The sequence below is a fragment of the Mycobacterium interjectum genome, assembly GCF_900078675.2.
GTDB lineage: Bacteria > Actinomycetota > Actinomycetes > Mycobacteriales > Mycobacteriaceae > Mycobacterium > Mycobacterium interjectum.
This window is the reverse complement of the sequence record NZ_LT546237.1, coordinates 1,809,316-1,833,387: the sequence shown is the minus strand read 5'-3', so window position 1 is coordinate 1,833,387 and position 24,072 is coordinate 1,809,316. Positions and strand designations below refer to the sequence as shown.

The window sequence follows — 24,072 nt, the reverse complement described above, 5'->3', positions numbered from 1 at the left end:
ATCTACAAATGCACAACTCTGGATTAGTAAGGCAATCAACCGAATTAATCGACACATGCGTAATAAGATGCCTATCCGGACTCCCCAAGCTGGCCTGAGCTACCCGTCCGTCTGTCCGGGTCGCTGGCGGCGGACCCCACCGCGTCGCTGAGCGTGGCGAACCCGCCGTCGCGCAACCGACGGGCGATGCCGTCGTGAACGTGCTTGGGCCACAAGCCCCCCCCGTAGATGAAGCCGGTGTAGCCCTGCAGCAGCGACGCGCCCGCGGTGATCCGCTCCCACGCGTCGTCGGCCGTCTCGATGCCCCCGACGCTGATCAGCACCAGGCGGTCGCCGACCCGGCCGTAGAGCCGGCGCAGCACCTCGAGTGCCCTGCGCGCCACCGGCGGCCCGGAGATGCCGCCGGCGCCGAGCTCCTCGACGCCGGGTGTGCTCAGGCCGTCGCGCGACACGGTGGTGTTGGTGGCGACGATGCCGGCCAGGCCGAGCTCGACGGCCAGATCGGCGATGGCGTCGACGTCGGAATCCGACACGTCGGGCGCGATCTTCACCAGGACCGGTGTGGAGGTTTCGGCCAGGACGCCCTGAAGGATGGGCCGCAGCGACTCGACCGCCTGCAGGTCCCGCAGCCCGGGGGTGTTGGGCGAGCTGACATTGACCACCAGGTACGACGCCAGCGGGCCGACCAGCCGGGCGCTGGCCCGGTAGTCGCCGACCGCGTCGGCGGCCGGGGTGGTCTTCGTCTTGCCGATGTTGACGCCGATCGGCACGTCGGGCCGATGGCGCGCGAGCTGGATGGCCAGCGCGCCCGCACCGCGATTGTTGAACCCCATCCGGTTCAGCAGCGCACGGTCGGCGGGCAGCCGGAACAGGCGGGGGGCGGGGTTGCCGGGCTGCGGCTGCGCCGTGACCGTGCCGACCTCGGCGTACCCGAAACCCAGCGCGCCCCAGGTGAGCAGGCCCAGGCCGTCCTTGTCGAAGCCGGCGGCCAGGCCGAGCGGAGCGGGAAAGCGCACGCCGAACACGGTGCTGCCCAGCACCGGATCGGTGGGGCCGAGCAGTCGGTGCAGCAGCCGCCGCCCCGCGGCCACGGCCGTGACGCCGCGCAGGATCGCGAACACCAGCGTATGGATGCGCTCGGGTGGGACCAGAAAAAGCAGCCGGCGGGTGAGCCGGTACATCACAGTTCCGGCTGGTCGGGCAGCCGGCTTTCGAGACGAGATTTCTTGCGGCGCAACAGAACCCGTCGGCTGCCGTCGGTGTAGAGCCGCACCCGCGTCAGCTCCCAGCCGCGAAACTCGGCCTCGATGGACAGTCGGATGGACGCGCTGAGCCGGGTCACCTCCGGCGGCAGGCGCAGCGGTATCCACTCGTATTCGTCCGACATCTCCGCGGCCCAGCCCGCGGGCAGTCGGCTCCACCGCGGCGCCGTCACGGAGCGCCCGCCGCGTGCTCGATGACCTGGACGCCCGCTCCCGATCCCGACACCACGTACAAGGTGCCCGACGCTTCGTCAAAAGCCAGCGAGTTCGGCTGCTGCACGGTTGGGTATCGCACCCTTTCGACGGGAATTCCGGTTGACAGATCGTAACCAATGACGACGTTGGAAGCGGTCTGGGACACCCAGGCGAGCCCGCGCGAACCGGCCAGCCCGTACGGGGACTGCCGCACCGGGTAGGCCTGGCGCAGGATCAGCGGGTCTACCCCGTACACGAGCAGTTGCCCCCCGCGGGTGTCGGCGACGAGCACCCGGCCCAGCGGATCGGCGGCCAGGGTGGTCGCGCCCTCCCCGGCCCGCAGCGCCTGCTCGACATGACCGTCGGCACCGATCGTCGTCACCGAGGTCTGGCCGCGATCCAGGACCACCGTCGTGTTCCCTTGTGCGGCAAGGGCGTCCACGCGCGCGAAGATCTTGTTCCGGCTGGCGATGGTGGCGGTCTTGACCGAGTCCGGTGTCCGGGAGGCAAAGGTGTAGACGGCCCCGTCGGCGGTGCCCAGCACGAGTGTGCCGTCAGCGCGCTGCGCGATCGCGGTGAAATCCGTCTGCGGAGCGCTGGCAACGGGCACCTGCGTGGCGTGGCCCGCGGACAGGTCGACGGCGAGATAACCGCCGCGCGTGGCCAGGTAGGCGTTGCCGTGGCCGTCGCCGGTCAGCGCGCTCGCCGGGCCCGGCAGGTCGATCACCCGGGGCGGCACGCGCGGATCGCCGAACTCGGTCAGGGTGGCGGGGCCCATCGCGTCGGCGCCGGGTGCCAGGACGGCCAGTTGTCGGGTGTCGCCGTCGAAGATTGCCGCCGCGCCGCGACCGGGCAGCGGCCACACCACGCCGGCCGGGTTCTGGGACGCCGGCGGCGACACCGCTGGCTGGGCCGGTTCGATGGTCGGCGGCGCGCTGTTGAAGGGGCCCAAGGAACACCCCGCGCTTCCGGTGACTAAGGTCAGCAAAATCGGCACCGCAGCCAAACGATGCTGGAATGCGCGTCTTCTGCTTTTATGCCGTTGCAGCAATTATTTTCCTTCGCGTCACCTACGGGAACGTCAAATTTTAAGGAACGGTTTCGCATCCAATATGGCCATGTTGCCTACCTGGGGTCGGACTGACGAGGTATGGTCGCGTCATGACCGTCATTGTGGACCGGCATGCCGCGGAGAAAGAGTTTGCTGTCGAAGACCTGTCGACGGGAATCTTCGCCAGCGGATATGGGCAAGTCGGTGATGGGCGCAGTTTTTCCTTCCACATTGAGCACCGATCCCTCGTCGTAGAAATTTACCGGCCGCGCCTCGCGGGCCCCGTTCCGCAGGCCGAAGACGTGGTGGCCAGGGCGGTCCGCGGCCTGGTCGACATCGACCTCACCGACGAGCGCAGTTTGACGGCCGCGGTGCGTGATTCCGTCGCGCACGCGGTACCGGTGAACCGCTAGCTAGCGCTAGCGGGCTAGCCGACTCCCATCCCTGTACGGTCATCGTCGTGACCGTCATCCTGTTACGGCACGGCCGCTCGACCTCCAACACCGCCGGCGTCCTGGCCGGTCGTTCCGAGGGCGTCGACCTGGACGACAAGGGCCGCGAGCAGGCGGCCGGGCTGATCGACCGCATCGGCGACCTGCCGATCCGGGCTCTCGTCAGTTCGCCGCTGCTGCGGTGCCGGCGCACCGTCGAGCCGCTCGCCGAAGCGCTGTGCCTCGAGCCGCTGGTCGACGACCGGCTCGCCGAGGTGGACTACGGGGACTGGACCGGCCGCAAGATCGGCGAACTGACCAAGGAGCCGCTGTGGGGGGTCGTCCAGGCCCATCCGAGCGCCGCGGTGTTTCCCGGTGGCGAGGGCCTGGCGCAGGTGCAGGCACGTGCCGTCGCGGCGGTCCGCGAGCACGACCGGCGGTTGGCCGACGAACACGGCGGCGACGCGATCTGGGTCGCGTGCACCCACGGTGACGTGATCAAGTCCGTCGTCGCCGACGCCTACGGCATGCACCTCGACGGGTTCCAACGCGTCACCGCCGACCCGGGGTCGGTGACCGTGATCCGGTACACCCCGCTGCGGCCGTTCGTGGTGCACGTCAACCACACCGGCGCGCGGCTGTCCGCCGCGTTGCGGGCCGGGCCGCCACCGAAGGACGAGTCCAAGGGTGAACAGGCTCACGGTGAACCGAAGGGCGAGGCGCAATCTGGGCCGAACGGCGCCGTACCGTCGAGCGACGCGGTGGTCGGCGGTTCCGCGGACTGATCACGCTCAATTCCGCTCGGGCGGGGCAATCGAATCGCACGGCAGCGGCAACAGCCGGTATTTTGGAGGTGCCATGTCCCGCGCAATTCACGTCTTCCGCACGCCCGACCGCTTCGTGGCCGGGACCGTTGGTCAGCCCGGAAACCGCACCTTTTACATCCAGGCGGTGGGCGATTCGCGGGTGGTGTCGGTGATCTTGGAGAAGCAGCAGGTGGCGGTGCTCGCCGAACGCATCGGCGCGCTGCTCCTCGAGGTGAATCGCAGGTTCGGCACGCCGGTGCCCCCGGAGCCCGCCGAGATCGACGACCTCAACCCGTTGATCACGCCCGTCGATGCGGAGTTTCGGGTCGGGACCATGGGACTCGGCTGGGATTCGGAAGCGCAGACGGTGGTGGTCGAGTTGCTGGCCGTCACCGACGCCGAGTTCGACGCCTCCGTGGTGCTCGACGACACCGAGGAGGGGCCCGACGCGGTGCGGGTGTTCTTGACGCCGGAGTCGGCACGCCAGTTCGCCACCCGGTCCAATCGCGTGATCTCCGCCGGGCGTCCGCCATGCCCGCTGTGCGACGAACCGCTGGACCCCGAGGGCCACATCTGCGCGCGCACCAACGGCTATAAGCGCAGCGCGCTTCTCGGGCCCGACGATGAACCCGAGGAATAGCGAGGCCGTCGAGCCGGAGGTGCTGCGGGACGGCGAGCTGACGGTCCTCGGGCGCATCCGCTCCGCCAGCAACGCCACCTTCCTGTGCGAGTCGACGCTGGGCGAATCCAGCGTGCACTGTGTCTACAAGCCGGTCTCGGGCGAGGCGCCGCTGTGGGACTTCCCGGACGGAACCCTGGCCGGCCGCGAACTCGCGGCGTACCGGGTCGCGACGCAACTGGGTTGGAACATCGTGCCCTACACGATCATTCGTCACGGGCCGGCGGGTCCGGGCATGCTGCAGCTGTGGGTGGAGCAGGCCGGCGACGCGGCCGACTCCGACCCGCCGCCGGGCCCGGACCTGGTCGACCTGTTTCCCGCCAACAGGGTGCAGCCGGGCTACCTGCCGGTGCTGCGGGCCTACGACTACGCCGGCGACGAGGTGGTCCTGGTGCACGCCGACGACATTCGGTTGTGGCGGATGGCGGTGTTCGACGTCCTGATCAACAACGCCGATCGCAAGGGCGGCCACGTCCTGCGCGACCTCGAGGGCCACATCTACGGCGTCGACCACGGGGTGTCCCTGCATGTGGAGAACAAGCTGCGCACAGTGTTGTGGGGCTGGGCGGGCAAGCCGATCGACGACGACACGTGCGAGGCGATCGCCGGCCTCGCCGAGGCCCTGTCCGGCTCGCTCTGCGACGAACTGGCCGGGCACATCACGCGGGCCGAAATCGGGGCGCTGCGCGGTCGCGCGCTCGCGCTGCTGGACAATCCGGTTATGCCCACGCCCAACCGCCATCGCCCGATTCCGTGGCCGGCGTTTTAGCGGCGATCGCAAGCGCGGCGTAGCCGGGCGTACGCGGGTCGCCGCCATCGGTCAAACGCGGCATCCGTCGTCGGCGATACTGAACCGGTGACCAACGGCGCGGAGGACCCGTCCGATCTGACGGACGCCGCGCTGGCCGCCGAGCTCGCCGCCGACGCGGGGGAGCTGTTGCTGAAGGTGCGCGACGAGGTCGGTTTCGGCCATCCCTGGGTGCTCGGCGACGCGGGTGACAGCCTGGCGAACGCGCTGATCCTGCGCCGGCTGCGGGCCGAGCGGCCCGGCGATGCGGTGCTCAGCGAGGAGGCCTACGACGACCTGTCCCGGGTGAACCACGACCGCGTGTGGATCGTCGACCCGCTGGACGGCACCCGCGAGTTTTCCACGCCGGGCCGCGACGACTGGGCGGTGCACATCGCGCTGTGGCAGCGCCCCACCGACGGGCAGCGGGAGATCACCGACGCGGCGGTCGCGTTGCCCGCCCGCGGAAACACGGTGTATCGCAGCGACACCGTCACCGCCGACGCCGCCCGCACCGGGGTCCCGGGGACCATCCGGATCGCCGTCAGCGCCACCCGGCCGCCCGCCGTTCTGTACCGCATGCGCCAGACGCTGCACATCCAGCCCGTGGCCATCGGCTCAGCGGGCGCCAAGGCGATGGCCGTCATCGACGGCGACGTCGACGCCTACGTGCACGCGGGCGGCCAGTGGGAATGGGACTCGGCGGCCCCGGCCGGCGTGCTGATGGCCGCCGGCATGCACGCCTCGCGGCTGGACGGCTCGCCGCTGCGCTACAACCAGCTCGACCCGTACCTGCCGGACTTCGTCATGTGCCGCGCGGAGCTGGCGCCGATCCTGCTCGGCGCCATCCGCCAGGAATTTCACTGACCCCGCCCGCGTTTAGAGTCGACGTTATGCAGGCGTGGTCTTCCGCACAGGTCCCGGTGGTGCCCGGACGCGGTCCCGAGTTGCGGCTGTATGACACCTCCGACCGGCAGGTGCGCCCGGTGGCGGCCGGGTCGAAGGCCACCATGTACGTCTGCGGGATCACCCCCTACGACGCGACCCACCTGGGCCACGCGGCCACCTACCTGGCCTTCGACCTGGTGCACCGGCAATGGCTGGACCTCGGTCACGACGTCCACTACGTGCAGAACGTCACCGACATCGACGATCCCCTGCTGGAGCGCGCCGAGCGCGACGGCGTCGACTGGCGGGCGCTTGGCGATCGTGAGGTTGCCCTCTTTCGTGAGGACATGACGGCGCTGCGGATCCTGCCGCCGCGGGAGTACGTCGGGGCGACGGAGGCGATCGCCGAGGTGGTCGAACTCGTCGAGAAGATGCTGGCGTCTGGTGCCGCCTACTTCCTCGACGGCGACTACCCGGACGTCTACTACCGGGCGGACGCCACCCCGCAGTTCGGCTACGAATCGGGCTATGACCGCGACACCATGCTGCAACTGTTCGCCGAGCGCGGCGGCGACCCCCGCCGCCCCGGCAAGACCGACGAGCTCGACGCCCTGCTGTGGCGCGCCGCGCGGCCGGGCGAGCCGAGCTGGCCCTCACCGTTCGGCGCCGGCCGGCCCGGCTGGCACGTCGAGTGCGCCGCGATCGCGCTCAGCCGCATCGGCAGCGGCCTGGACATCCAGGGCGGGGGCAGCGACCTGATCTTCCCGCACCACGAGTTCACCGCCGCCCACGCCGAATGTGTCCGCGGCGAACGGCGATTCGCCCGGCACTACGTGCACGCCGGGATGATCGGCTGGGAGGGGCACAAGATGTCCAAGAGCCGCGGCAACCTGGTGCTGGTGTCGAATCTGCGCGCGAAAGGCGTTGAGCCGGCGGCCATCCGGCTGGGCCTGCTGGCCGGGCACTACCGCGCCGACCGGTTCTGGAGCTCCGAAGTGCTCGACGAGGCGACCGCCCGGCTGCAGCGGTGGCGCGCGGCGACCGCCCTGCCGGCCGCCCCGGCCGCCGCCGACGTCATCGGCCGGGTCCGCCGCTATCTGGCCGACGACCTCGACACGCCGAAAGCCCTTGCCGCGCTGGATGGTTGGGCCACCGACGCGCTGGAGTACGGCGGTCACGACGCCGCGGCGCCGAAGCTGGTGACGACGGCCGTCGACGCGCTGCTCGGAGTGCAGCTGTAACGGGCTGCATCCGTCATCGACGCGCCTCCGCCCGCGGGGTACGTTTCGCCCATGACGCCCCTGCACGACAAAGTCGTCTTCATCACCGGCGGTGCGCGGGGGATCGGCGCCCAGGTCGCCCGCCGCCTGCGCAACAAGGGCGCCAGGCTGGTGCTGACCGATCCCGACCGGGCCGAACTGGCGGCGCTCGCCGCCGAACTCGGTGAGGACCGAGTGCTCACCGCGGTCGCCGAGGTGCGCGACCTGTCCGCCATGCAGACCGCGGCGGCCAGGGCCGTCGAACGCTTTGGCGGCATCGACACGTCGTGGCCAACGCCGGCATCGCCAGCTACGGGTCGGTGCTCCAAGTCGATCCGGAGGCATTCAAACGGGTGCTGGACGTCAACGTGCTCGGCGTCTTCCACACCGTGCGGGCCACGCTCCCGTCGGTGATCGACCGCCGGGGCTACGTGCTGATCGTGTCGTCGCTGGCCGCCTATGCCGCGTGTCCGGGCCTGGCCCCCTACAACGCGTCGAAGGCCGCGGCAGAGATCTTCGCCAATGCGCTGCGGCTGGAGGTCGCCCACCGCGACGTCAGCGTCGGCTCGTCGCACATGTCGTGGATCGATACCGCGCTGGTCCGCGACAGCAAGGCCGACATCCCCGCCTTCGGCGAAATGATCGCGAGGCTGCCGTGGCCACTCAACAGGACGACCACCGTCGAGAAGTGTGCGGACGCGCTCGTCAAGGGCGTCGAAGGCCGCCAGAGCCGGATTTACTGCCCGCCCTGGGTCGGCCTGCTCCGCTGGCTCAAGCCGCTGCTGTCCACCCCGATCGGCGAGTTTCCCATCCGCAGGATCACCGCCGAGCTGTTGCCCCGGATGGACGCCGAGGCCGCCGCGCTCGGCCGGTCCATGTCCGCGTCCCACGTCGCGGCGCTCCGCGAAACGCGGGGTTCGTTGCCCGAGTAGTCGGCGGGCTACTTGCGCCGGCGGCGCAAATAGCGCTCGAACTCCGCGGCCAGCGCGTCGCCGTCGATCTTGCCGAGGGCCTCGTTCATGTCGACCTCGGCGTCGCCGCGCTGCTCCAGCGACGACACGTATTCGGCCAGGTCCTCGTCCTCGGCGGCCATCTCGGTGATCGCCTGCTCCCACTCTTCGGCCTGCGCCGGCAGGTCGCCCAGCGGCACCTCGATGTCCAGCACGTCCTCGACGCGGCGCAGCAGCGCCACCGTCGCCTTCGGGTTCGGCGGGTTGGACACGTAGTGCGGCACCGCGGCCCAGAACGTCACGGCGGGGATCCCCTCGGCCACGCAGGCGTCCTGGAACACCCCGGCGATCCCGGTCGGGCCCTCGTAGCGGGTTTCCTCGAGGCCGAAGCGCTTCGCCGACTCGGGGGAGTAGGCCGCACCCGACACCGGGACGGGCCGGGTGTGCGGGGTGTCGGCCAGCAGGGCGCCGAGGATGACGACGGTGTCGACGTTGAGCTTGTCGGCGATGGCCAGCAACTCGGCGCAGAACGTGCGCCAGCGCATGTTGGGCTCCACGCCGTGCATCAACACGACGTCGCGGTCGCTGCCCGGGGGGCGGCAGTGGGTGATCCGCATCGCCGGCCACACCAGCTCCCGGGTCACCCCGTCGATTTGCCGGATGACCGGGCGATTGACCTGATAGTCGTAGTACGCCTCGTCGTCGATCTCGACGATCGGGTCGGCCTCCCAGATGGCATCGAGGTGCTCGAGCGCGTCGCTGGCCGCATCACCGGCGTCGTTCCAGCCCTCGAACGCCGCCACGACGACGGTGTTGTGCAGTTCGGGCAGCGCAGAGGCTTCCGGGCCACGATCCGGCAATGTCACAGAATCAGCGTACGGCCTGCCGCAAACCGCCTGCGCTGTTCTGCGGGGCTTGCCTGGCAGAGAGCTGTCAATCTCTGGGCGTATTCCATAGCACGACTATCCTTGTTGGCGTGACTGCCGCCAACGAACGCCGCTACGACACTGATGTCGAGCTGCGCGCGGCCCACCTCAGCCCGGACGACTCGGACGACCGGCGTCGGCGCGGTCGAGACGAAATACGTTCGGCGGCAAATCTCGTTAACCTTGGTAACTACGACATTTTCGACAGGATCCGCGGGCTGGCGATCGAGGGCGCCCCGATCGCCACGCGGGTCGGGTCGAGCTGGGCGTCCAGACGTCGGGTGACGACGTAGGCTTTTCTGGTCGAGAGGCGTTGCAACGGTTCTCCGGTTCCTGCCGGTATCCGCCACGCTCGGCAGAGTCAAGGACGCCTTCCGCTACGGAAGGAACGTGTGTGAACGCCTTTGAACCGAACATCCGCCCCGACTGCACCGACGAACTGACGGCTGCTCTGCGCCGGCGGATCATGGTGATCGACGGCGCGATGGGCACGGCGATCCAGCGGGACCGGCCGGACGAGGCCGGCTACCGCGGCGACCGGTTCACCGAGTGGCCGACCGCCCTTCAGGGCAACAACGACCTGCTCAACCTGACGCAGCCGCAGATCATCGCCGGGATCCACCGCGAGTACCTCGAGGCGGGCGCCGACATCCTGGAGACCAACACGTTCAACGCGAACGCGATCTCGCTCTCCGACTACGACATGGCGGACCTGGCCTACGAGCTGAACTACGCCGGCGCCGCCCTGGCGCGGGCGGCCGCCGACGAATTCAGCACCCCGGAGAAGCCCCGCTACGTCGCCGGCGCAATCGGGCCGACCACGCGGACCGCGTCGATCTCTCCGGACGTCAACGACCCCGGGGCCCGCAACGTCTCCTACGACCAGCTGGTCGCCGCCTACCTGGAATCCGCCAACGGCCTGGTCGACGGCGGTGTCGACCTCCTCATCATCGAGACGATCTTCGACTCGCTGAACGCCAAGGCGGCGGTGTTCGCCGTCGAGACGCTGTTCGAGGACCGCGGACGGCGCTGGCCGGTGATCATCTCGGGCACCATCACCGATGCCTCCGGGCGAACGCTGTCCGGCCAGGTCACCGAGGCATTCTGGAACTCGATCAGGCACGCCAGGCCGCTCGCGGTCGGCCTCAACTGCGCGCTGGGCGCGCCGGAGATGAGGCCCTACATCGCCGAGGTGTCGCGGATCGCGGACACCTTTGTCTCCTGCTACCCCAACGCCGGCCTGCCCAACGCCTTCGGCGAGTACGACGAGTCCCCGGAGCGCCAGGCCTCCTACATCGCCGACTTCGCCGAGGCCGGTCTGGTCAACCTGGTCGGGGGTTGCTGCGGGACGGCGCCGCCGCACATCGCCGAGATCGCCAAGGTCGTCGAGGGCAAGCCGCCGCGCGAGGTGCCCGAGATTCCGGTGGCCACCCGGCTCTCGGGCCTGGAGCCGCTCAACATCACCGATGACTCGTTGTTCGTGAACATCGGTGAGCGCACCAACATCACCGGCTCCGCCCGGTTCCGCAACCTGATCAAGGCCGAGGACTACGACAGCGCGCTGTCGGTCGCCCTGCAGCAGGTCGAGGTCGGTGCGCAGGTCATCGACATCAACATGGACGAGGGCATGATCGACGGCGTCGCCGCGATGGACCGGTTCACCAAGCTGATCGCGGCCGAGCCGGACATCAGCCGGGTCCCGGTGATGATCGACTCCTCCAAGTGGGAGGTCATCGAGGCGGGGTTGAAGAACGTGCAGGGCAAGCCGATCGTCAACTCGATCTCCATGAAGGAGGGCGAGGAGAAGTTCGTCCGCGAGGCGCGGCTATGCCGCAAGTACGGCGCCGCCGTCGTCGTGATGGCCTTCGACGAACAGGGGCAGGCCGACAACCTGGAGCGCCGCAAACAGATCTGCGGGCGCGCCTACCGGATCCTGACCGAAGAGGTCGGCTTCCCGCCCGAGGACATCATCTTCGACCCCAACTGCTTCGCGCTGGCGACCGGTATCGAGGAGCACGCGACTTACGGGATCGACTTCATCGAGGCCTGCGCCTGGATCAAGGAGAACCTGCCCGGGGTGCACCTCTCCGGCGGCATCTCGAACGTGTCGTTCTCGTTCCGGGGCAACAACCCCGTCCGCGAGGCGATCCATTCGGTGTTTCTGTTTCACGCCATCAAGGCCGGCCTGGACATGGGCATCGTCAACGCCGGCGCGCTGGTGCCCTACGACTCGATCGACCCCGAGCTGCGGGACCGCATTGAGGACGTCGTCCTGAACCGTCGCGAGGATGCGGCCGAACGGCTCCTGGAGATCGCCGAACGATTCAACAGTTCGGAGAAGTCCGAAGACCCGGCGGCGGCGGAGTGGCGATCCTTGCCGGTCCGCGAGCGGATCACGCACGCCCTGGTCAAGGGCATCGACGCCCACGTCGATGCCGACACCGAGGAATTGCGTGCCGAGATCGCCGCGGCGGGCGGCCGGCCGATCGAGGTGATCGAGGGCCCGCTGATGGACGGCATGAACGTCGTCGGTGATCTCTTCGGCTCGGGCAAGATGTTCCTGCCCCAGGTCGTGAAGTCGGCCCGGGTGATGAAGAAGGCCGTCGCGTACCTGCTGCCGTACATCGAGGCGGAGAAGGAAGAGTCCGGCGCGGCTGCGGGTAAGGACACCAACGGCACGATCATCATGGCGACGGTCAAGGGCGACGTCCACGACATCGGCAAGAACATCGTCGGAGTCGTCCTGCAGTGCAACAACTTTGAAGTGATCGACCTCGGTGTGATGGTGCCCGCCCAGAAGATCCTGGATGCGGCGAAGGAGCACAGCGCCGACATCATCGGGCTATCCGGCCTGATCACCCCGTCCTTGGACGAGATGGTCAACTTCGCCGTCGAGATGGAACGCGAGGGACTCAAGATCCCGCTGCTGATCGGCGGCGCCACCACCTCGCGCGCCCACACGGCCGTGAAGGTGTCGCCGCGCCGCAGCGGTCCGGTGGTCTGGGTCAAGGACGCCTCCCGCTCGGTGCCGGTCGCCGCGGCGCTGCTCGACGACAAGCAGCGTCCAGCGCTGCTGGAGGCCACCGAGACCGAGTACGCGGCCCTGCGCGAACGGCATTCCCAGAAGAACGAGCGGCCGATGCTGACGCTGGAGAAGGCGCGCGCGAACCGGACGCCGATCGACTGGGACGGCTACACGCCACCGGTGCCCGCTATTGGTGCGCGAGTACGGGAGTTTCTGGACTACGACCTCGCCGAGTTGCGCGAGTACATCGACTGGCAGCCGTTCTTCAACGCCTGGGAGATGAAGGGCCGCTTCCCGGACATCCTCAACAACCCGGTCTCGGGCGAGGCTGCCCGCAAGCTGTACGACGACGCCCAGGAGATGCTCGACACCCTGATCAAGGAGAAGTGGCTGACGGCCAACGGGGTGATCGGCTTCTTCCCGGCCAACGCGGTCGGTGACGACATCGAGGTGTACACCGACGAGACCCGCACCGAGGTGCTGACCACGCTGCACAACCTGCGCCAGCAGGGCAAGCACCGGGACGGCATCCCGAACCGGTCCTTGGGCGACTACATCGCGCCCAAGGACACCGGTCTGGCCGACTACGTCGGCGCCTTCGCCGTCACCGCGGGGCTCGGCAGCGGTGAGAAGATCGCGGAGTTCAAGGCCGACCACGACGACTACAGCGCGATCCTGCTGGAGTCGATCGCCGACCGGCTGGCCGAGGCGTTCGCCGAACGGATGCACCAACGGGTGCGCAAGGAGTTCTGGGGATTCCAGCCCGACGAGCAGCTGGACAACGAGGCGCTCATCGGTGAGAAGTACGTGGGAATCCGCCCCGCCCCCGGCTACCCGGCCTGCCCGGAGCACACCGAGAAGGTGACGCTGTGGAAGTTGATGGACGTCAAGGAGCGGACCGGCATCGAGCTGACCGAGTCGATGGCGATGTGGCCCGGTGCCGCGGTCAGCGGCTGGTACTTCTCGCACCCGGCCTCGCAGTACTTCGTGGTCGGTCGGATGGCCCAGGACCAGGTCGCCGACTACGCGAGGCGAAAGGGCTGGACCCTGAAGGAAGCCGAGCGCTGGCTCGCCCCTAACCTCGGCTACAACCCGGAGGACTGAGCGTTCATTGGTCGCGAGCGTGCGCGTCTGCACGACGACACGCCGCTGAGCCTGGCAATCTGTGCACGCTCGCGGGCGAAACCCGGGTGACTTTGCCGGCCGGCGCATGGAACAATCGCTGGCCGTGAAGACCTTCGAGGATCTGTTCGCCGAACTCGGCGAGCGTGCCCGCACCCGGCCTGCCGGCAGCGGCACGGTCGCCGCGCTGGACGGGGGCGTGCACGGGCTGGGCAAAAAGATCCTCGAGGAGGCCGGCGAGGTGTGGCTGGCGGCCGAGCACGAAACCGACGACGCGCTGGCCGAGGAGATCAGCCAGTTGCTGTACTGGACGCAGGTGCTGATGATCGCGCGCGGACTGTCCCTCGACGACGTCTATCGGAAGTTGTGAGCATGCTGCGGGTTGCGGTGCCCAACAAGGGCACGCTCAGCGAGCCGGCCAGCGAGATCCTCGCGGAGGCCGGCTACCGGCGCCGCACCGATTCCAAGGATCTCACCGTCATCGACCCGGTCAACCAGGTTGAATTCTTCTTCTTGCGGCCCAAGGACATTGCCATCTACGTCGGTTCGGGGGAGTTGGATTTCGGCATCACCGGACGTGACCTGGTGCGCGACTCGGACGCACCGGTGCGCGAACGCCTGGCGTTGGGCTTCGGGTCGTCGAGCTTTCGCTACGCCGGCCCGGCCGGGCAAGACTGGACGACGGCCGACCTGGCCGGCAAGCGGATCGCCACCGCCTACCCGAACCTGGTGCGAAAAGACTTGGCCGAGAGGGGGATTGAGGCCACGGTCATCAGGCTCGACGGCGCCGTGGAGATCTCGGTCCAGCTCGGCGTGGCCGACGCCATCGCCGACGTGGTGGGATCCGGGCGCACCCTGAGCCTGCACGACCTGGTGGCCTTCGGGGAGCCGCTGTGCGATTCGGAGGCGGTGCTGATCGAGCGCACCGATCACGACGGCGACGGCGCGGCCAGGGCCGCTCGCGATCAACTGGTCGCGAGGGTCCAAGGCGTGGTGTTCGGCCAGCAGTACCTGATGCTCGATTACGACTGCCCGCGTTCGGTCCTGGACCAGGCCACGTCGATCACCCCGGGGCTGGAGTCACCGACCATCGCCCCGCTTGCCGATCCGGACTGGGTGGCGATTCGCGCCCTCGTGCCGCGTCGCGGCGTCAACGAGATCATGGACGAGCTCGCCGCCATCGGGGCCAAGGCGATCCTGGCGTCCGACATCAGGTTCTGCCGGTTCTAGACCAACGGGTGCCTCGGCCGCGGCTGTGTTAGCGTCCGCCTAGGGCTGCTGAAAGGTAGAGCCCGCGTTACTGTCTAGTCCCCCAGGAGGGTCTCCGTGACACACGCGCTAATTCTGCTGCTGGCTTTACTGATCGGTGTCGTCGCCGGGTTGCGTTCGCTGACGGCCCCCGCCGTGGTCGCCTGGGCCGCTTACCTGGGTTGGATCGACGTGCACGGCACGTGGGCGTCCTGGATGGCCAGCATCATCACGGTCATCGTCTTCACCGTTCTTGCCGTCGGCGAGCTGGTCAACGACAAGCTGCCCAAGACGCCGGCCCGCACGGCACCACCGATCTTCGCCGCCCGGATCATCACGGGCGGCTTGGCGGGCGCGGTATTGGGTGCCTGGCCGCATTGGACCTTCTCCGCGCTCGGCGCGGGCGTCATCGGGGCGGTGCTCGGCACCCTCGGCGGCTACCAGGCGCGCAAACGGCTGGCCGCCGTGGCCGGTCGGGACCTGCCGATCGCGCTGCTCGAGGACGCGGTCGCGATCCTCGGCGGGTTCGCCATCGTTGCGGTGACGGGTCACGTGCTGACGGAGTACCTGCTGACGGCGGTTAAGTGACAACGCATTTCGATGCGATCATCATCGGTGCCGGGCAGGCCGGCCCCCCGCTGGCGGGACGGCTGACCGCGGCCGGCCAGCGCGTCGCGGTCATCGAGCGCAAACTCATCGGCGGCACCTGCGTCAACACCGGATGCATCCCGACCAAGACCCTGGTGGCCAGCGCGCACGCCGCCCACCTGGCCCGGCGCGGAGCCGAATACGGCGTGGGCACCGGGCCGGTCAGCGTGGACATGGCGAAAGTCAAGGCGCGCAAGGACGACATCATGCTCGCCGACCGCAAGGGCGTCGAGAGCTGGCTGGACGGCATGGACGGCTGCAGCGTATTTCGCGGTCACGCCCGCTTCGAAGATCCGCACACCGTCAGCGTGAACGGCGACCTGCTGCACGCCGACCGCGTCTTCCTCAACGTCGGCGGCCGCGCGGTGGTGCCGGACGTCCCGGGGTTGTCCGACGTCGAGTTCCTCACCAACGTGTCGATCCTCGAACTCGACACGCTGCCAGACCATCTCGTCATCCTCGGCGGCAGCTACATCGCGCTGGAGTTCGCGCAGATGTACCGGCGCTTCGGGGCCCGGGTGACGGTGGTCGAGCGCGGACCGCGGCTGGCGTCCCGCGAGGACGAGGACGTCTCCGCCACCGTCAGGGAGATCCTGGAGGCCGAGGGGATCGACGTCGTCGTCGGCGCCGACGAAGTGCGAATCACCAAGACCGACAAGGGATTTGAACTGAAGCCCGGCGCAGGTGCCGCCCCGATTGCCGGAACCCATCTACTGGTGGCGGTGGGGCGGCAACCCAACACCGACGATCTCGGCCTTCAGGCGGCCGGCGTGCAGACCGATGGCCGCGGCTACGTCGTGGTCGACGACCAGCTCAAGACCAACGTCGATCACATCTGGGCGATGGGCGACTGCAACGGCAAGGGCGCCTTCACCCACACCTCGTACAACGATTTCGAGATCGTCGCCGCCAACCTGCTCGATGACGACCCGCGCCGGGTCAGCGACCGCATCACCACCTACGCGCTCTACATCGACCCGCCATTGGGGCGTGCCGGGATGAGCGTGAGCCAGGTCCGCGCGTCCGGCCGTAAGGCGTTGGTCGGCAAGCGCCCGATGACGCGGGTCGGCAGGGCGGTGGAAAAGGGTGAGACGCAGGGCTTTATGAAGGTGGTGGTGGACGCGGAGACCGACGAGATCTTGGGCGCGGCCATCCTGGGGGTCGGCGGCGACGAGGCGATTCACGCCATCCTGGACGTCATGTCGGCCAAGGCGCCGTACACCACGCTGGCGCGCACGATGCACATCCACCCCACCGTCAGCGAGTTGATTCCCACGATGCTGCAGGAGATGTCGCCCCTGACGGACTAGCGGCGATCGCAAGCGCGGCGAAGCCGGGCGCGGCGGGTCGGCGCCATCCGACTAGGGCGATCGCAAGCGCGGCGAAGCCGGGCGCGGGACGCTAGCGGCAGCCGATCATGCCGCCGGTTCGGTGGGACGCGAGATGCCTTGCGCGCCAGTGAGGTCCGGCCATCCGGGGTAGGGCGGTGGCGTTCCGCCGAACGTCGGGCAGTGCTGCTGGTGGGCGCACCACTCGCACAACCTCGACGGGCTGGGGCGGAAATCGCCCGTCGGCGCCGCGGATTGGATGGCGCGCCAGATCGCCATCAGCGTCTTCTCGAAGCGCAGCAATTCCTCGTGATCCGGCGCGTAATCCAGCACCTGGCCGTCGGCCAGATAGATGATGCGCAGCCGGGTGGGCAGCACACCGCGGGAACGCAACAGCGCCACCGCGTAGAACTTCATCTGGAACATCGCCTTGAACTCGGCCAGCGCCCGCGCCTCGGGCGGCGCCTTGCCGGTCTTGTAGTCGACCACCCGGACCTCACCGGTGGCCGCGACGTCGATCCGGTCGATGAAGCCGCGCAGCAGCGTGCCGTCGGCCAGCTCGACCTCGACGCGCTCCTCGCAGCATTGCGGGTCGAACCGGGTCGGGTCCTCCAGCCGGTAATAGCCGGCGAGCAGGGCGCGCGCCTCCGCCAGCAACTGGGCGCGCTGTTCGGGGTCCACGTCGCCGGCCAGGTCGGGTTCGGCGGCGATCACCCGCTCCCAGGCGGGCTCGACCAGCGTGCCCGCGGTGTCCGGCCCGCGCTGCGCGGCGGGCAGCCCGTAAAGCTGTTCGAGGGCCGCGTGCACCACCGACCCGCGTAGCTGCGCCGTCGAGGGCACCTCGGGCAGCCGGTCGATCGCCCGGAACCGGTACAGCAGCGGGCACTGCTTGAAGTCCGCCGCCCGCGACGGTGAGAGCGCCGGCTTCGAGGCCGGGCGCCCGTGTCCGTCCGGCTGGTCCGTCATGTTCGCAGCCTAGGACCGGGCGCCGACAACCCCCAAGCACCAGCTACGGCGAGTCGGCTGGCACGCTAGACGCCGTGTCCGCAACCGGCCCGTTCACCGCTGGCGAGCGGGTCCAACTCACCGACGCCAAGGGCCGGCACTACACGATGTGCCTTATCCCCGGGGCTGAGTTTCACACCCATCGCGGATCCATCGCGCACGACGCGCTGATCGGGCTCGAGCAGGGCAGCGTCGTCAAATCCAGCAGCGGCGCGCAGTTCCTGGTGCTGCGCCCCCTGCTGATCGACTACGTGATGTCGATGCCCCGCGGCCCACAGGTGATCTACCCCAAGGACGCCGCCNCGAAGCCGGGCGCGGCGGGTCGGCGCCATCCGACTAGGGCGATCGCAAGCGCGGCGAAGCCGGGCGCGGGACGCTAGCGGCAGCCGATCATGCCGCCGGTTCGGTGGGACGCGAGATGCCTTGCGCGCCAGTGAGGTCCGGCCATCCGGGGTAGGGCGGTGGCGTTCCGCCGAACGTCGGGCAGTGCTGCTGGTGGGCGCACCACTCGCACAACCTCGACGGGCTGGGGCGGAAATCGCCCGTCGGCGCCGCGGATTGGATGGCGCGCCAGATCGCCATCAGCGTCTTCTCGAAGCGCAGCAATTCCTCGTGATCCGGCGCGTAATCCAGCACCTGGCCGTCGGCCAGATAGATGATGCGCAGCCGGGTGGGCAGCACACCGCGGGAACGCAACAGCGCCACCGCGTAGAACTTCATCTGGAACATCGCCTTGAACTCGGCCAGCGCCCGCGCCTCGGGCGGCGCCTTGCCGGTCTTGTAGTCGACCACCCGGACCTCACCGGTGGCCGCGACGTCGATCCGGTCGATGAAGCCGCGCAGCAGCGTGCCGTCGGCCAGCTCGACCTCGACGCGCTCCTCGCAGCATTGCGGGTCGAACCGGGTCGGGTCCTCCAGCCGGTAATAGCCGGCGAGCAGGGCGCGCGCCTCCGCCAGCAACTGGGCGCGCTGTTCGGGGTCCACGTCGCCGGCCAGGTCGGGTTCGGCGGCGATCACCCGCTCCCAGGCGGGCTCGACCAGCGTGCCCGCGGTGTCCGGCCCGCGCTGCGCGGCGGGCAGCCCGTAAAGCTGTTCGAGGGCCGCGTGCACCACCGACCCGCGTAGCTGCGCCGTCGAGGGCACCTCGGGCAGCCGGTCGATCGCCCGGAACCGGTACAGCAGCGGGCACTGCTTGAAGTCCGCCGCCCGCGACGGTGAGAGCGCCGGCTTCGAGGCCGGGCGCCCGTGTCCGTCCGGCTGGTCCGTCATGTTCGCAGCCTAGGACCGGGCGCCGACAACCCCCAAGCACCAGCTACGGCGAGTCGGCTGGCACGCTAGACGCCGTGTCCGCAACCGGCCCGTTCACCGCTGGCGAGCGGGTCCAACTCACCGACGCCAAGGGCCGGCACTACACGATGTGCCTTATCCCCGGGGCTGAGTTTCACACCCATCGCGGATCCATCGCGCACGACGCGCTGATCGGGCTCGAGCAGGGCAGCGTCGTCAAATCCAGCAGCGGCGCGCAGTTCCTGGTGCTGCGCCCCCTGCTGATCGACTACGTGATGTCGATGCCCCGCGGCCCACAGGTGATCTACCCCAAGGACGCCGCCCAGATCGTGCACGAGGGCGACATCTTTCCCGGCGCGCGGGTGCTGGAGGCCGGCGCCGGTTCCGGGGCGCTGACGTGCTCGCTGCTGCGCGCCGTCGGACCCGAGGGGCGGGTGGTCTCCTACGAGCAGCGCGCCGACCACGCCGAGCACGCCCGCCGCAACGTCACCGTGTTCTCCGACGGGGCGCCCGCCAACTGGGAGCTGCTCGTCAGCGACCTCGCGGAATCGGAGTTGCCCGACGGCTCCTTCGACCGGGCGGTGCTCGACATGCTCGCGCCGTGGGAGGTGCTCGGCGCGGCGGCGCGGCTGCTGATCCCGGGCGGGGTGCTGATGATCTACGTGGCCACCGTCACCCAGCTGTCGCGGACCGTCGAGGCCCTGCGGGACCAGCAGTGCTGGACCGAGCCGCGGGCGTGGGAGACGCTGCAACGCGGCTGGAACGTCGTCGGCCTGGCCGTTCGCCCGCAGCATTCGATGCGCGGGCACACCGCGTTCTTGATATTCGCGCGGCGGCTCGCGCCCGGTGTCGTCGCGCCGACGCCGCTGGGCCGCAAACGCGAGGGCCGAGACGGCTAGACCGTTAATCGTCGCTGTGGTGCAGCCCCCGCCGCACCGACAGCAGCTCGAACTCCGGATGCGCCGCCACCAGGCGTTCGGCCGCGTCGAGCACGTCGACGGCGTGGCTGCGGTCGCCGGACACGACGCCCACGCCGATACCGGCCCGCCGATACTTATCCTGCCCACCGGTCTCGGCGGCCGATACGCTGAACTTGCGCTGCNACGACGAGCGGGGTCGACGTGGCCGGGCCGCGCGAGGACGGCGAGGACACGACCTTCGGGCCGGTGTGTGAGCATCCGGCGAGCCCGAGCGCCGCCACCGCGGCGGCGGCGCTCAGCGCAACGGACAGGCCTTGCTGCATACGGTTCGTTCTGATTAGGCGCCCGCGGTCGCCGTCGGGCCAACGGGTGCAATGGATGTCACAGCGGGGGCCGCCGCGCCGGGAAGACGGCGCCGGCGGAGCCCGTGGCGAGGGCTTTTGGGGCCACGGTCATCCTTTCGCTCGGCGCGATTCGTGGCAGAGATTACCAGGGGAACCAAAGTCTTAACTTTTCGTGAGCATTTGACTGCGCACATCAACCGGCAATCGCCGGTAGCGTTGAAGTACCACCGCGAATCTCGGGGCGGGAAAGGAGCGCAACATGGGTGACTCAGAGCGTTCTGAAGCATTCGGCAACGCCGGTGACACTGGCATGTCCAGCGGCGAAGCTGCCGAATTGGAACAGTTACGCCGTGAGGCAGCGGTGCTGCGCGAACAACTGGAGCACGCGGTTGGAACGCCCGGCAGCGCTCGGTCTGCCCGCGACGTGCATCAGCTCGAAGCCCGCATCGACTCCCTGGCTGCGCGGAATTCCAAGTTGATGGACACCCTCAAGGAGGCGCGCCAGCAACTTTTGGCGCTGCGGGAAGAGGTCGACCGGCTCGGTCAGCCGCCCAGCGGCTACGGCGTTTTGCTGGCGGCGCACGAGGACGACACCGTCGACGTGTTCACCTCCGGCCGCAAGATGCGCCTGACGTGCTCGCCCAACATCGAGGTGGGAGCGCTCCGGAAGGGGCAGACGGTCCGCCTCAACGAGGCCCTGACCGTCGTCGAGGCCGGCACGTTCGAATCGGTCGGCGAGATCTCCACCCTGCGCGAGGTGCTGAACGACGGGCACCGGGCGCTCGTCGTCGGACACGCCGACGAGGAACGCATCGTGTGGCTGGCCGAGCCGCTGGTCGCCGAGGACCTGCCGGACGGCGTTCCCGACGCCCTCAACGACGACACCAAGCCCCGCAAACTGCGACCGGGCGACTCGCTGCTGGTCGACACCAAGGCCGGCTACGCCTTCGAGCGCATCCCCAAGGCCGAGGTCGAGGACCTGGTGCTGGAAGAGGTGCCCGACGTCAGCTACCAGGACATCGGCGGCCTGACCCGGCAGATCGAGCAGATCCGCGACGCCGTCGAGCTGCCGTTCCTGCACAAGGAGCTCTACCGCGAGTACGCGCTGCGCCCGCCCAAAGGCGTGCTGCTCTACGGCCCGCCCGGCTGCGGCAAGACTTTGATCGCCAAAGCGGTGGCGAACTCGTTGGCCAAGAAGATGGCCGAGGTGCGCGGCGACGACGCCCGCGAGGCGAAGTCGTACTTCCTCAACATCAAGGGCCCGGAGCTGCTCAACAAGTTCGTCGGCGAGACCGAGCGGCACATCCGGCTGATCTTCCAGCGCGCCCGCGAGAAGGCGTCGGAAGGGACGCCGGTGATCGTGTTCTTCGACGAGATGGATTCGATCTTCCGCACCCGCGGCACCGGGGTGTCCTCGGACGTCGAGACGACGGTGGTCCCGCAGCTGCTCAGCGAGATCGACGGCGTCGAGGGCCTGGAGAACGTCATCGTGATCGGCGCGTCCAACCGCGAGGACATGATCGACCCCGCGATCCTGCGGCCGGGACGCCTCGACGTGAAGATCAAGATCGAGCGCCCGGACGCCGAGGCGGCGCAGGACATCTTCTCGAAGTACCTGGTCGAGTCACTGCCGCTGCACGCCGACGACCTCGCCGAGTTCGACGGCGACCGCACCGCGTGCATCAAGGCGATGATCGAAAAGGTCGTCGAGCGGATGTACGCCGAGATCGACGACAACCGGTTCCTGGAGGTCACCTACGCCAACGGCGACAAGGAGGTCATGTACTTCAAGGACTTCAACTCCGGGGCGATGATCCAGAACGTCGTCGACCGGGCGAAGAAGAACGCGATCAAGTCGGTGCTGGAGACCGGTCAACCCGGCCTGCGCATCCAGCACCTGCTCGACTCGATCGTCGACGAGTTCGCCGAGAACGAGGACCTGCCCAACACCACCAACCCCGATGACTGGGCGCGGATTTCGGGCAAGAAGGGCGAGCGGATCGTCTACATCCGCACGCTGGTCACCGGCAAGTCGTCGAGCGCGTCGCGTGCCATCGACACCGAGTCCAACCTGGGTCAGTACCTGTAAACATTTGTCGGTCACACCGACTAACGTCGCCCCGGTGCGGCTACGTTTCGATCCCGGTGATGACGACGCGTACCTCGAGTTGCGCGACGCGCTGCTCGACGAACTCCATGCCTGGCTGGGTGCGTCCGAGTCCGAACGGGACGAGGTGGTGTCCGACGTTGCGTTCTTCCTGGACTGGCGGTACCGGGAATCGACCGGTGTCCTCGACGAGTTCACGCCCGGCGAGCTGGCGGAGTTTCTGGTCGACTGGTGCCCGCGCCGGTTGACCGGGCGCTCGGACGCAGCGGTGGGTTTGTGCTATGCGGTCGGTGTCTATGTCGACTTCCTGGCGGCCACCGAACGTCTCGTTGGCGGAGTCGAGCGGGCGGCCCGGCTGCGAAGAACGGTCGACGATCTCGCCCCGACCGTGCTCGCGGAAACGCGCGACCCCACCCCGGCCGGGGAGCCATCGGGCGAAGAACCCGAGCCTTTCGAGTTGCCGTTCGCTTGCGTCCCGCCGCCGATGCAGGACGTGGAGGCCGCCGCGGCCGCGGCGCCCATGCTGACGAAAGTTGCTGTCCTGCGCGACTATCTGGGCCCGCACGGCAAGCAGCTGACGGACACGGGGAACCTGCACCTGGCTGACGGCCGGGCGCTGGTTGAACTCCTCGACACCGGCGACGAAATGGATCTCCAGCTCGGCGAGACGACCTTGAACCTCACCACGACAGCGAGTTTGAGGTGCTTGAACTTCATCCTTGACGTCGCTATCGAGGCCGGCGCGGTCCGCGTGCGTCAGCGGCGCGTCGTTCCGGCACAGGAGTGGGAGGCGCGCCCGGACGTTGCGCGGGCGGCGGCGCTTTTCGCGGGGATCATCGACGTGGGCCCGCTGCGCTCGCAATGTTCGGGCGGCCCGTGGCATTCCGACGAACCGCTCCGACTGTTCGACGACGGGATCGTGCACTGGCTGGTTCCGCTGCTCGCACCCGACGCGCCCCAGCAACCTTTCGAGTCCCTCGTGGAATGGGCCGAATTGACGATTTCTCCGCAGACGCAGCGGTACTGGCTCGACGAGGCGGATGCCGTGGAGGGGTTCACCGACGAGGGCGTCGGCCGCACCTTGCAGGTCCTCGCGGACGCCGGTGTCGTGCGCTGGACTGACCGCGTCGAGTCACCACAACCGGTTGGGCCCAGTTATTGGACCGGCGGCACCGTGTCACTGACCGCACTCGGCCGCCATGTCCTGCCCGGTCGCCTCGAACGCGCCGGATACGCGCTGCGTCGAGACCCCGCCGCCGAGGGCGATGGCGCCGAGTTGATCGACGCGATGCTGTCGGCGGCCGATTCGCGGCACGAGTCTCTGGTGGCCGGGTGGCAGGCCGACCGTCCGGTTGTCGAGCGGGTGCGCATGATCACCGAGGCCATCGCGCAGGCGTCCAGCGCCGCGCGCCGGATGACGGGCTTTGTCGCACTGGACATGTTCGACATCGAGGTGGCCGAACCCTTGGTGCGACAGCTGTTGGACACCCCGGCCGCCGGGCATGCGGCGCTGTGGTTGATCGCGCGCGACCCCGCAGACGCCGCGGTGCTCGGCAGCTTCGTCGACATTGGGGTGCTCATCGACGTGCTCTCGCGCGACGTGCACGATCCCGACGAGCTTTGCGGCCTGTTCGCCGGGATGTCCGAACCGTTGCAGCTGCTCGAAAGCATGTGGCGCCACCCGGCGCCCGAGACGGCGCCGGTCCTCGATGCGCTGGGCCGCCACCTGCCGGACCGGACGCTGGCCAAGGCCGCGCGAAAGGCCGCGGTACGCCACCGCAGCTGGATCGCGAATCGCCCCTAG

The 24,072-nt window shown here is 69.0% G+C and carries 21 protein-coding genes and 3 pseudogenes; 17 read left to right on the top strand and 7 right to left on the bottom strand.

Annotation, left to right across the window (positions count from 1 at the left end; all coding sequences use genetic code 11):
* Positions 1-71: 71 nt before the first annotated feature.
* The 3 genes from BN4348_RS43075 to BN4348_RS43065 are packed head-to-tail and all read right to left on the bottom strand — an operon-like array spanning position 72 to position 2,448.
* Positions 72-1,181 carry a quinone-dependent dihydroorotate dehydrogenase gene (locus BN4348_RS43075; protein WP_066913319.1) on the bottom strand — a complete coding sequence of 370 codons (1,110 nt, stop codon included), beginning with the start codon at positions 1,179-1,181 and terminating at the stop codon, positions 72-74.
* Entirely contained in the window at positions 1,181-1,435 is a 255-nt protein-coding gene (locus tag BN4348_RS43070; RefSeq protein WP_211145718.1) for a DUF5703 family protein, read from the bottom strand. The genes BN4348_RS43075 and BN4348_RS43070 overlap by 1 nt, the downstream gene beginning before the upstream one ends.
* A complete protein-coding gene (locus BN4348_RS43065) occupies positions 1,432-2,448 on the bottom strand; it encodes a YncE family protein (RefSeq protein ID WP_066913353.1) in 1,017 nt (338 codons plus the stop codon). Before BN4348_RS43065 ends, BN4348_RS43070 begins: the two co-directional genes overlap by 4 nt.
* Positions 2,449-2,618: 170 nt before the next feature.
* Between BN4348_RS43065 and BN4348_RS43060 the strand changes: the two genes are divergently transcribed.
* From BN4348_RS43060 to BN4348_RS43030, 7 genes and pseudogenes are all read left to right on the top strand, one after another.
* The gene (locus BN4348_RS43060) at positions 2,619-2,921 is read left to right on the top strand and encodes a hypothetical protein (protein WP_066913317.1); all 303 of its coding nucleotides are present in this window, start codon (positions 2,619-2,621) and stop codon (positions 2,919-2,921) included.
* A 47-nt stretch (positions 2,922-2,968) separates the two neighbouring features.
* Positions 2,969-3,724, top strand: coding sequence for a histidine phosphatase family protein (locus tag BN4348_RS43055; RefSeq protein ID WP_066913315.1), 756 nt, complete (start codon positions 2,969-2,971; stop codon positions 3,722-3,724).
* A 73-nt stretch (positions 3,725-3,797) separates the two neighbouring features.
* Positions 3,798-4,385, top strand: coding sequence for a DUF3090 domain-containing protein (locus tag BN4348_RS43050; protein WP_066913313.1), 588 nt, complete (start codon positions 3,798-3,800; stop codon positions 4,383-4,385).
* The gene (locus BN4348_RS43045; RefSeq protein WP_066913311.1) at positions 4,369-5,193 is read left to right on the top strand and encodes an SCO1664 family protein; all 825 of its coding nucleotides are present in this window, start codon (positions 4,369-4,371) and stop codon (positions 5,191-5,193) included. The genes BN4348_RS43050 and BN4348_RS43045 overlap by 17 nt, the downstream gene beginning before the upstream one ends.
* 87 nt (positions 5,194-5,280) lie before the next feature.
* The gene (locus tag BN4348_RS43040; protein WP_066913309.1) at positions 5,281-6,078 is read left to right on the top strand and encodes a 3'(2'),5'-bisphosphate nucleotidase CysQ; all 798 of its coding nucleotides are present in this window, start codon (positions 5,281-5,283) and stop codon (positions 6,076-6,078) included.
* 26 nt (positions 6,079-6,104) lie between these two features.
* Positions 6,105-7,340, top strand: coding sequence for a cysteine--1-D-myo-inosityl 2-amino-2-deoxy-alpha-D-glucopyranoside ligase (mshC, locus tag BN4348_RS43035; protein WP_066913307.1), 1,236 nt, complete (start codon positions 6,105-6,107; stop codon positions 7,338-7,340).
* A 51-nt stretch (positions 7,341-7,391) separates the two neighbouring features.
* Positions 7,392-8,290, top strand: a pseudogene (locus tag BN4348_RS43030) (SDR family oxidoreductase).
* A gap of 8 nt (positions 8,291-8,298) precedes the next feature.
* On the opposite strand, the gene BN4348_RS43025 reads toward BN4348_RS43030, so the two are convergent.
* Entirely contained in the window at positions 8,299-9,174 is an 876-nt protein-coding gene (locus BN4348_RS43025; protein WP_084454193.1) for a PAC2 family protein, read from the bottom strand.
* Positions 9,175-9,284: 110 nt separating this feature from the next.
* Between BN4348_RS43025 and BN4348_RS43020 the strand changes: the two genes are divergently transcribed.
* The 6 genes from BN4348_RS43020 to BN4348_RS42995 all read left to right on the top strand — a co-directional run bounded on the left by BN4348_RS43020 (position 9,285) and on the right by BN4348_RS42995 (position 16,587).
* Positions 9,285-9,527, top strand: coding sequence for a hypothetical protein (locus BN4348_RS43020; RefSeq protein ID WP_066913304.1), 243 nt, complete (start codon positions 9,285-9,287; stop codon positions 9,525-9,527).
* 101 nt (positions 9,528-9,628) lie between these two features.
* A complete protein-coding gene (gene metH / locus BN4348_RS43015) occupies positions 9,629-13,363 on the top strand; it encodes a methionine synthase (RefSeq protein ID WP_066913303.1) in 3,735 nt (1,244 codons plus the stop codon).
* Positions 13,364-13,469: 106 nt separating this feature from the next.
* Positions 13,470-13,751 (top strand): phosphoribosyl-ATP diphosphatase, encoded by a 282-nt coding sequence (locus BN4348_RS43010; RefSeq protein WP_066913301.1) that lies wholly within the window; start codon positions 13,470-13,472, stop codon positions 13,749-13,751.
* Positions 13,752-13,753: 2 nt separating this feature from the next.
* Positions 13,754-14,611, top strand: a complete 858-nt coding sequence (hisG, locus tag BN4348_RS43005) for an ATP phosphoribosyltransferase (protein WP_066913300.1) — start codon at positions 13,754-13,756, stop codon at positions 14,609-14,611.
* Positions 14,612-14,707: 96 nt separating this feature from the next.
* Complete coding sequence (locus BN4348_RS43000) at positions 14,708-15,217, top strand: hypothetical protein (RefSeq protein ID WP_066913299.1); 510 nt, start codon at positions 14,708-14,710, stop codon at positions 15,215-15,217.
* Positions 15,214-16,587, top strand: coding sequence for an FAD-containing oxidoreductase (locus tag BN4348_RS42995; RefSeq protein WP_066913295.1), 1,374 nt, complete (start codon positions 15,214-15,216; stop codon positions 16,585-16,587). The genes BN4348_RS43000 and BN4348_RS42995 overlap by 4 nt, the downstream gene beginning before the upstream one ends.
* 105 nt (positions 16,588-16,692) lie before the next feature.
* Here BN4348_RS42995 and BN4348_RS42990 read toward each other — a convergent pair whose 3' ends face one another.
* Entirely contained in the window at positions 16,693-17,571 is an 879-nt protein-coding gene (locus BN4348_RS42990) for a RecB family exonuclease (protein ID WP_066913293.1), read from the bottom strand.
* A 74-nt stretch (positions 17,572-17,645) separates the two neighbouring features.
* Here BN4348_RS42990 and trmI (BN4348_RS42985) point away from each other — a divergent pair.
* Positions 17,646-17,912: pseudogene (trmI, locus tag BN4348_RS42985) on the top strand (tRNA (adenine(58)-N(1))-methyltransferase TrmI); the annotation flags it as partial.
* Between the two features lie 88 nt (positions 17,913-18,000).
* Here the strand turns inward: trmI (BN4348_RS42985) and BN4348_RS42980 are convergent.
* Positions 18,001-18,879, bottom strand: a complete 879-nt coding sequence (locus BN4348_RS42980) for a RecB family exonuclease (RefSeq protein ID WP_066913293.1) — start codon at positions 18,877-18,879, stop codon at positions 18,001-18,003.
* 74 nt (positions 18,880-18,953) lie between these two features.
* Here BN4348_RS42980 and trmI (BN4348_RS42975) point away from each other — a divergent pair, with 74 nt between their 5' ends.
* Entirely contained in the window at positions 18,954-19,796 is an 843-nt protein-coding gene (gene trmI, locus BN4348_RS42975) for a tRNA (adenine(58)-N(1))-methyltransferase TrmI (protein WP_066913291.1), read from the top strand.
* A gap of 4 nt (positions 19,797-19,800) precedes the next feature.
* On the opposite strand, the pseudogene BN4348_RS42970 reads toward trmI (BN4348_RS42975), so the two are convergent.
* Positions 19,801-20,001: pseudogene (locus BN4348_RS42970) on the bottom strand (DUF503 domain-containing protein); the annotation flags it as partial.
* A 419-nt stretch (positions 20,002-20,420) separates the two neighbouring features.
* Here BN4348_RS42970 and arc point away from each other — a divergent pair.
* Both arc and BN4348_RS42960 read left to right on the top strand, forming a co-directional pair.
* Complete coding sequence (gene arc, locus BN4348_RS42965) at positions 20,421-22,250, top strand: proteasome ATPase (protein ID WP_066913288.1); 1,830 nt, start codon at positions 20,421-20,423, stop codon at positions 22,248-22,250.
* Between the two features lie 34 nt (positions 22,251-22,284).
* Positions 22,285-24,072, top strand: a complete 1,788-nt coding sequence (locus BN4348_RS42960) for a hypothetical protein (protein ID WP_066913287.1) — start codon at positions 22,285-22,287, stop codon at positions 24,070-24,072.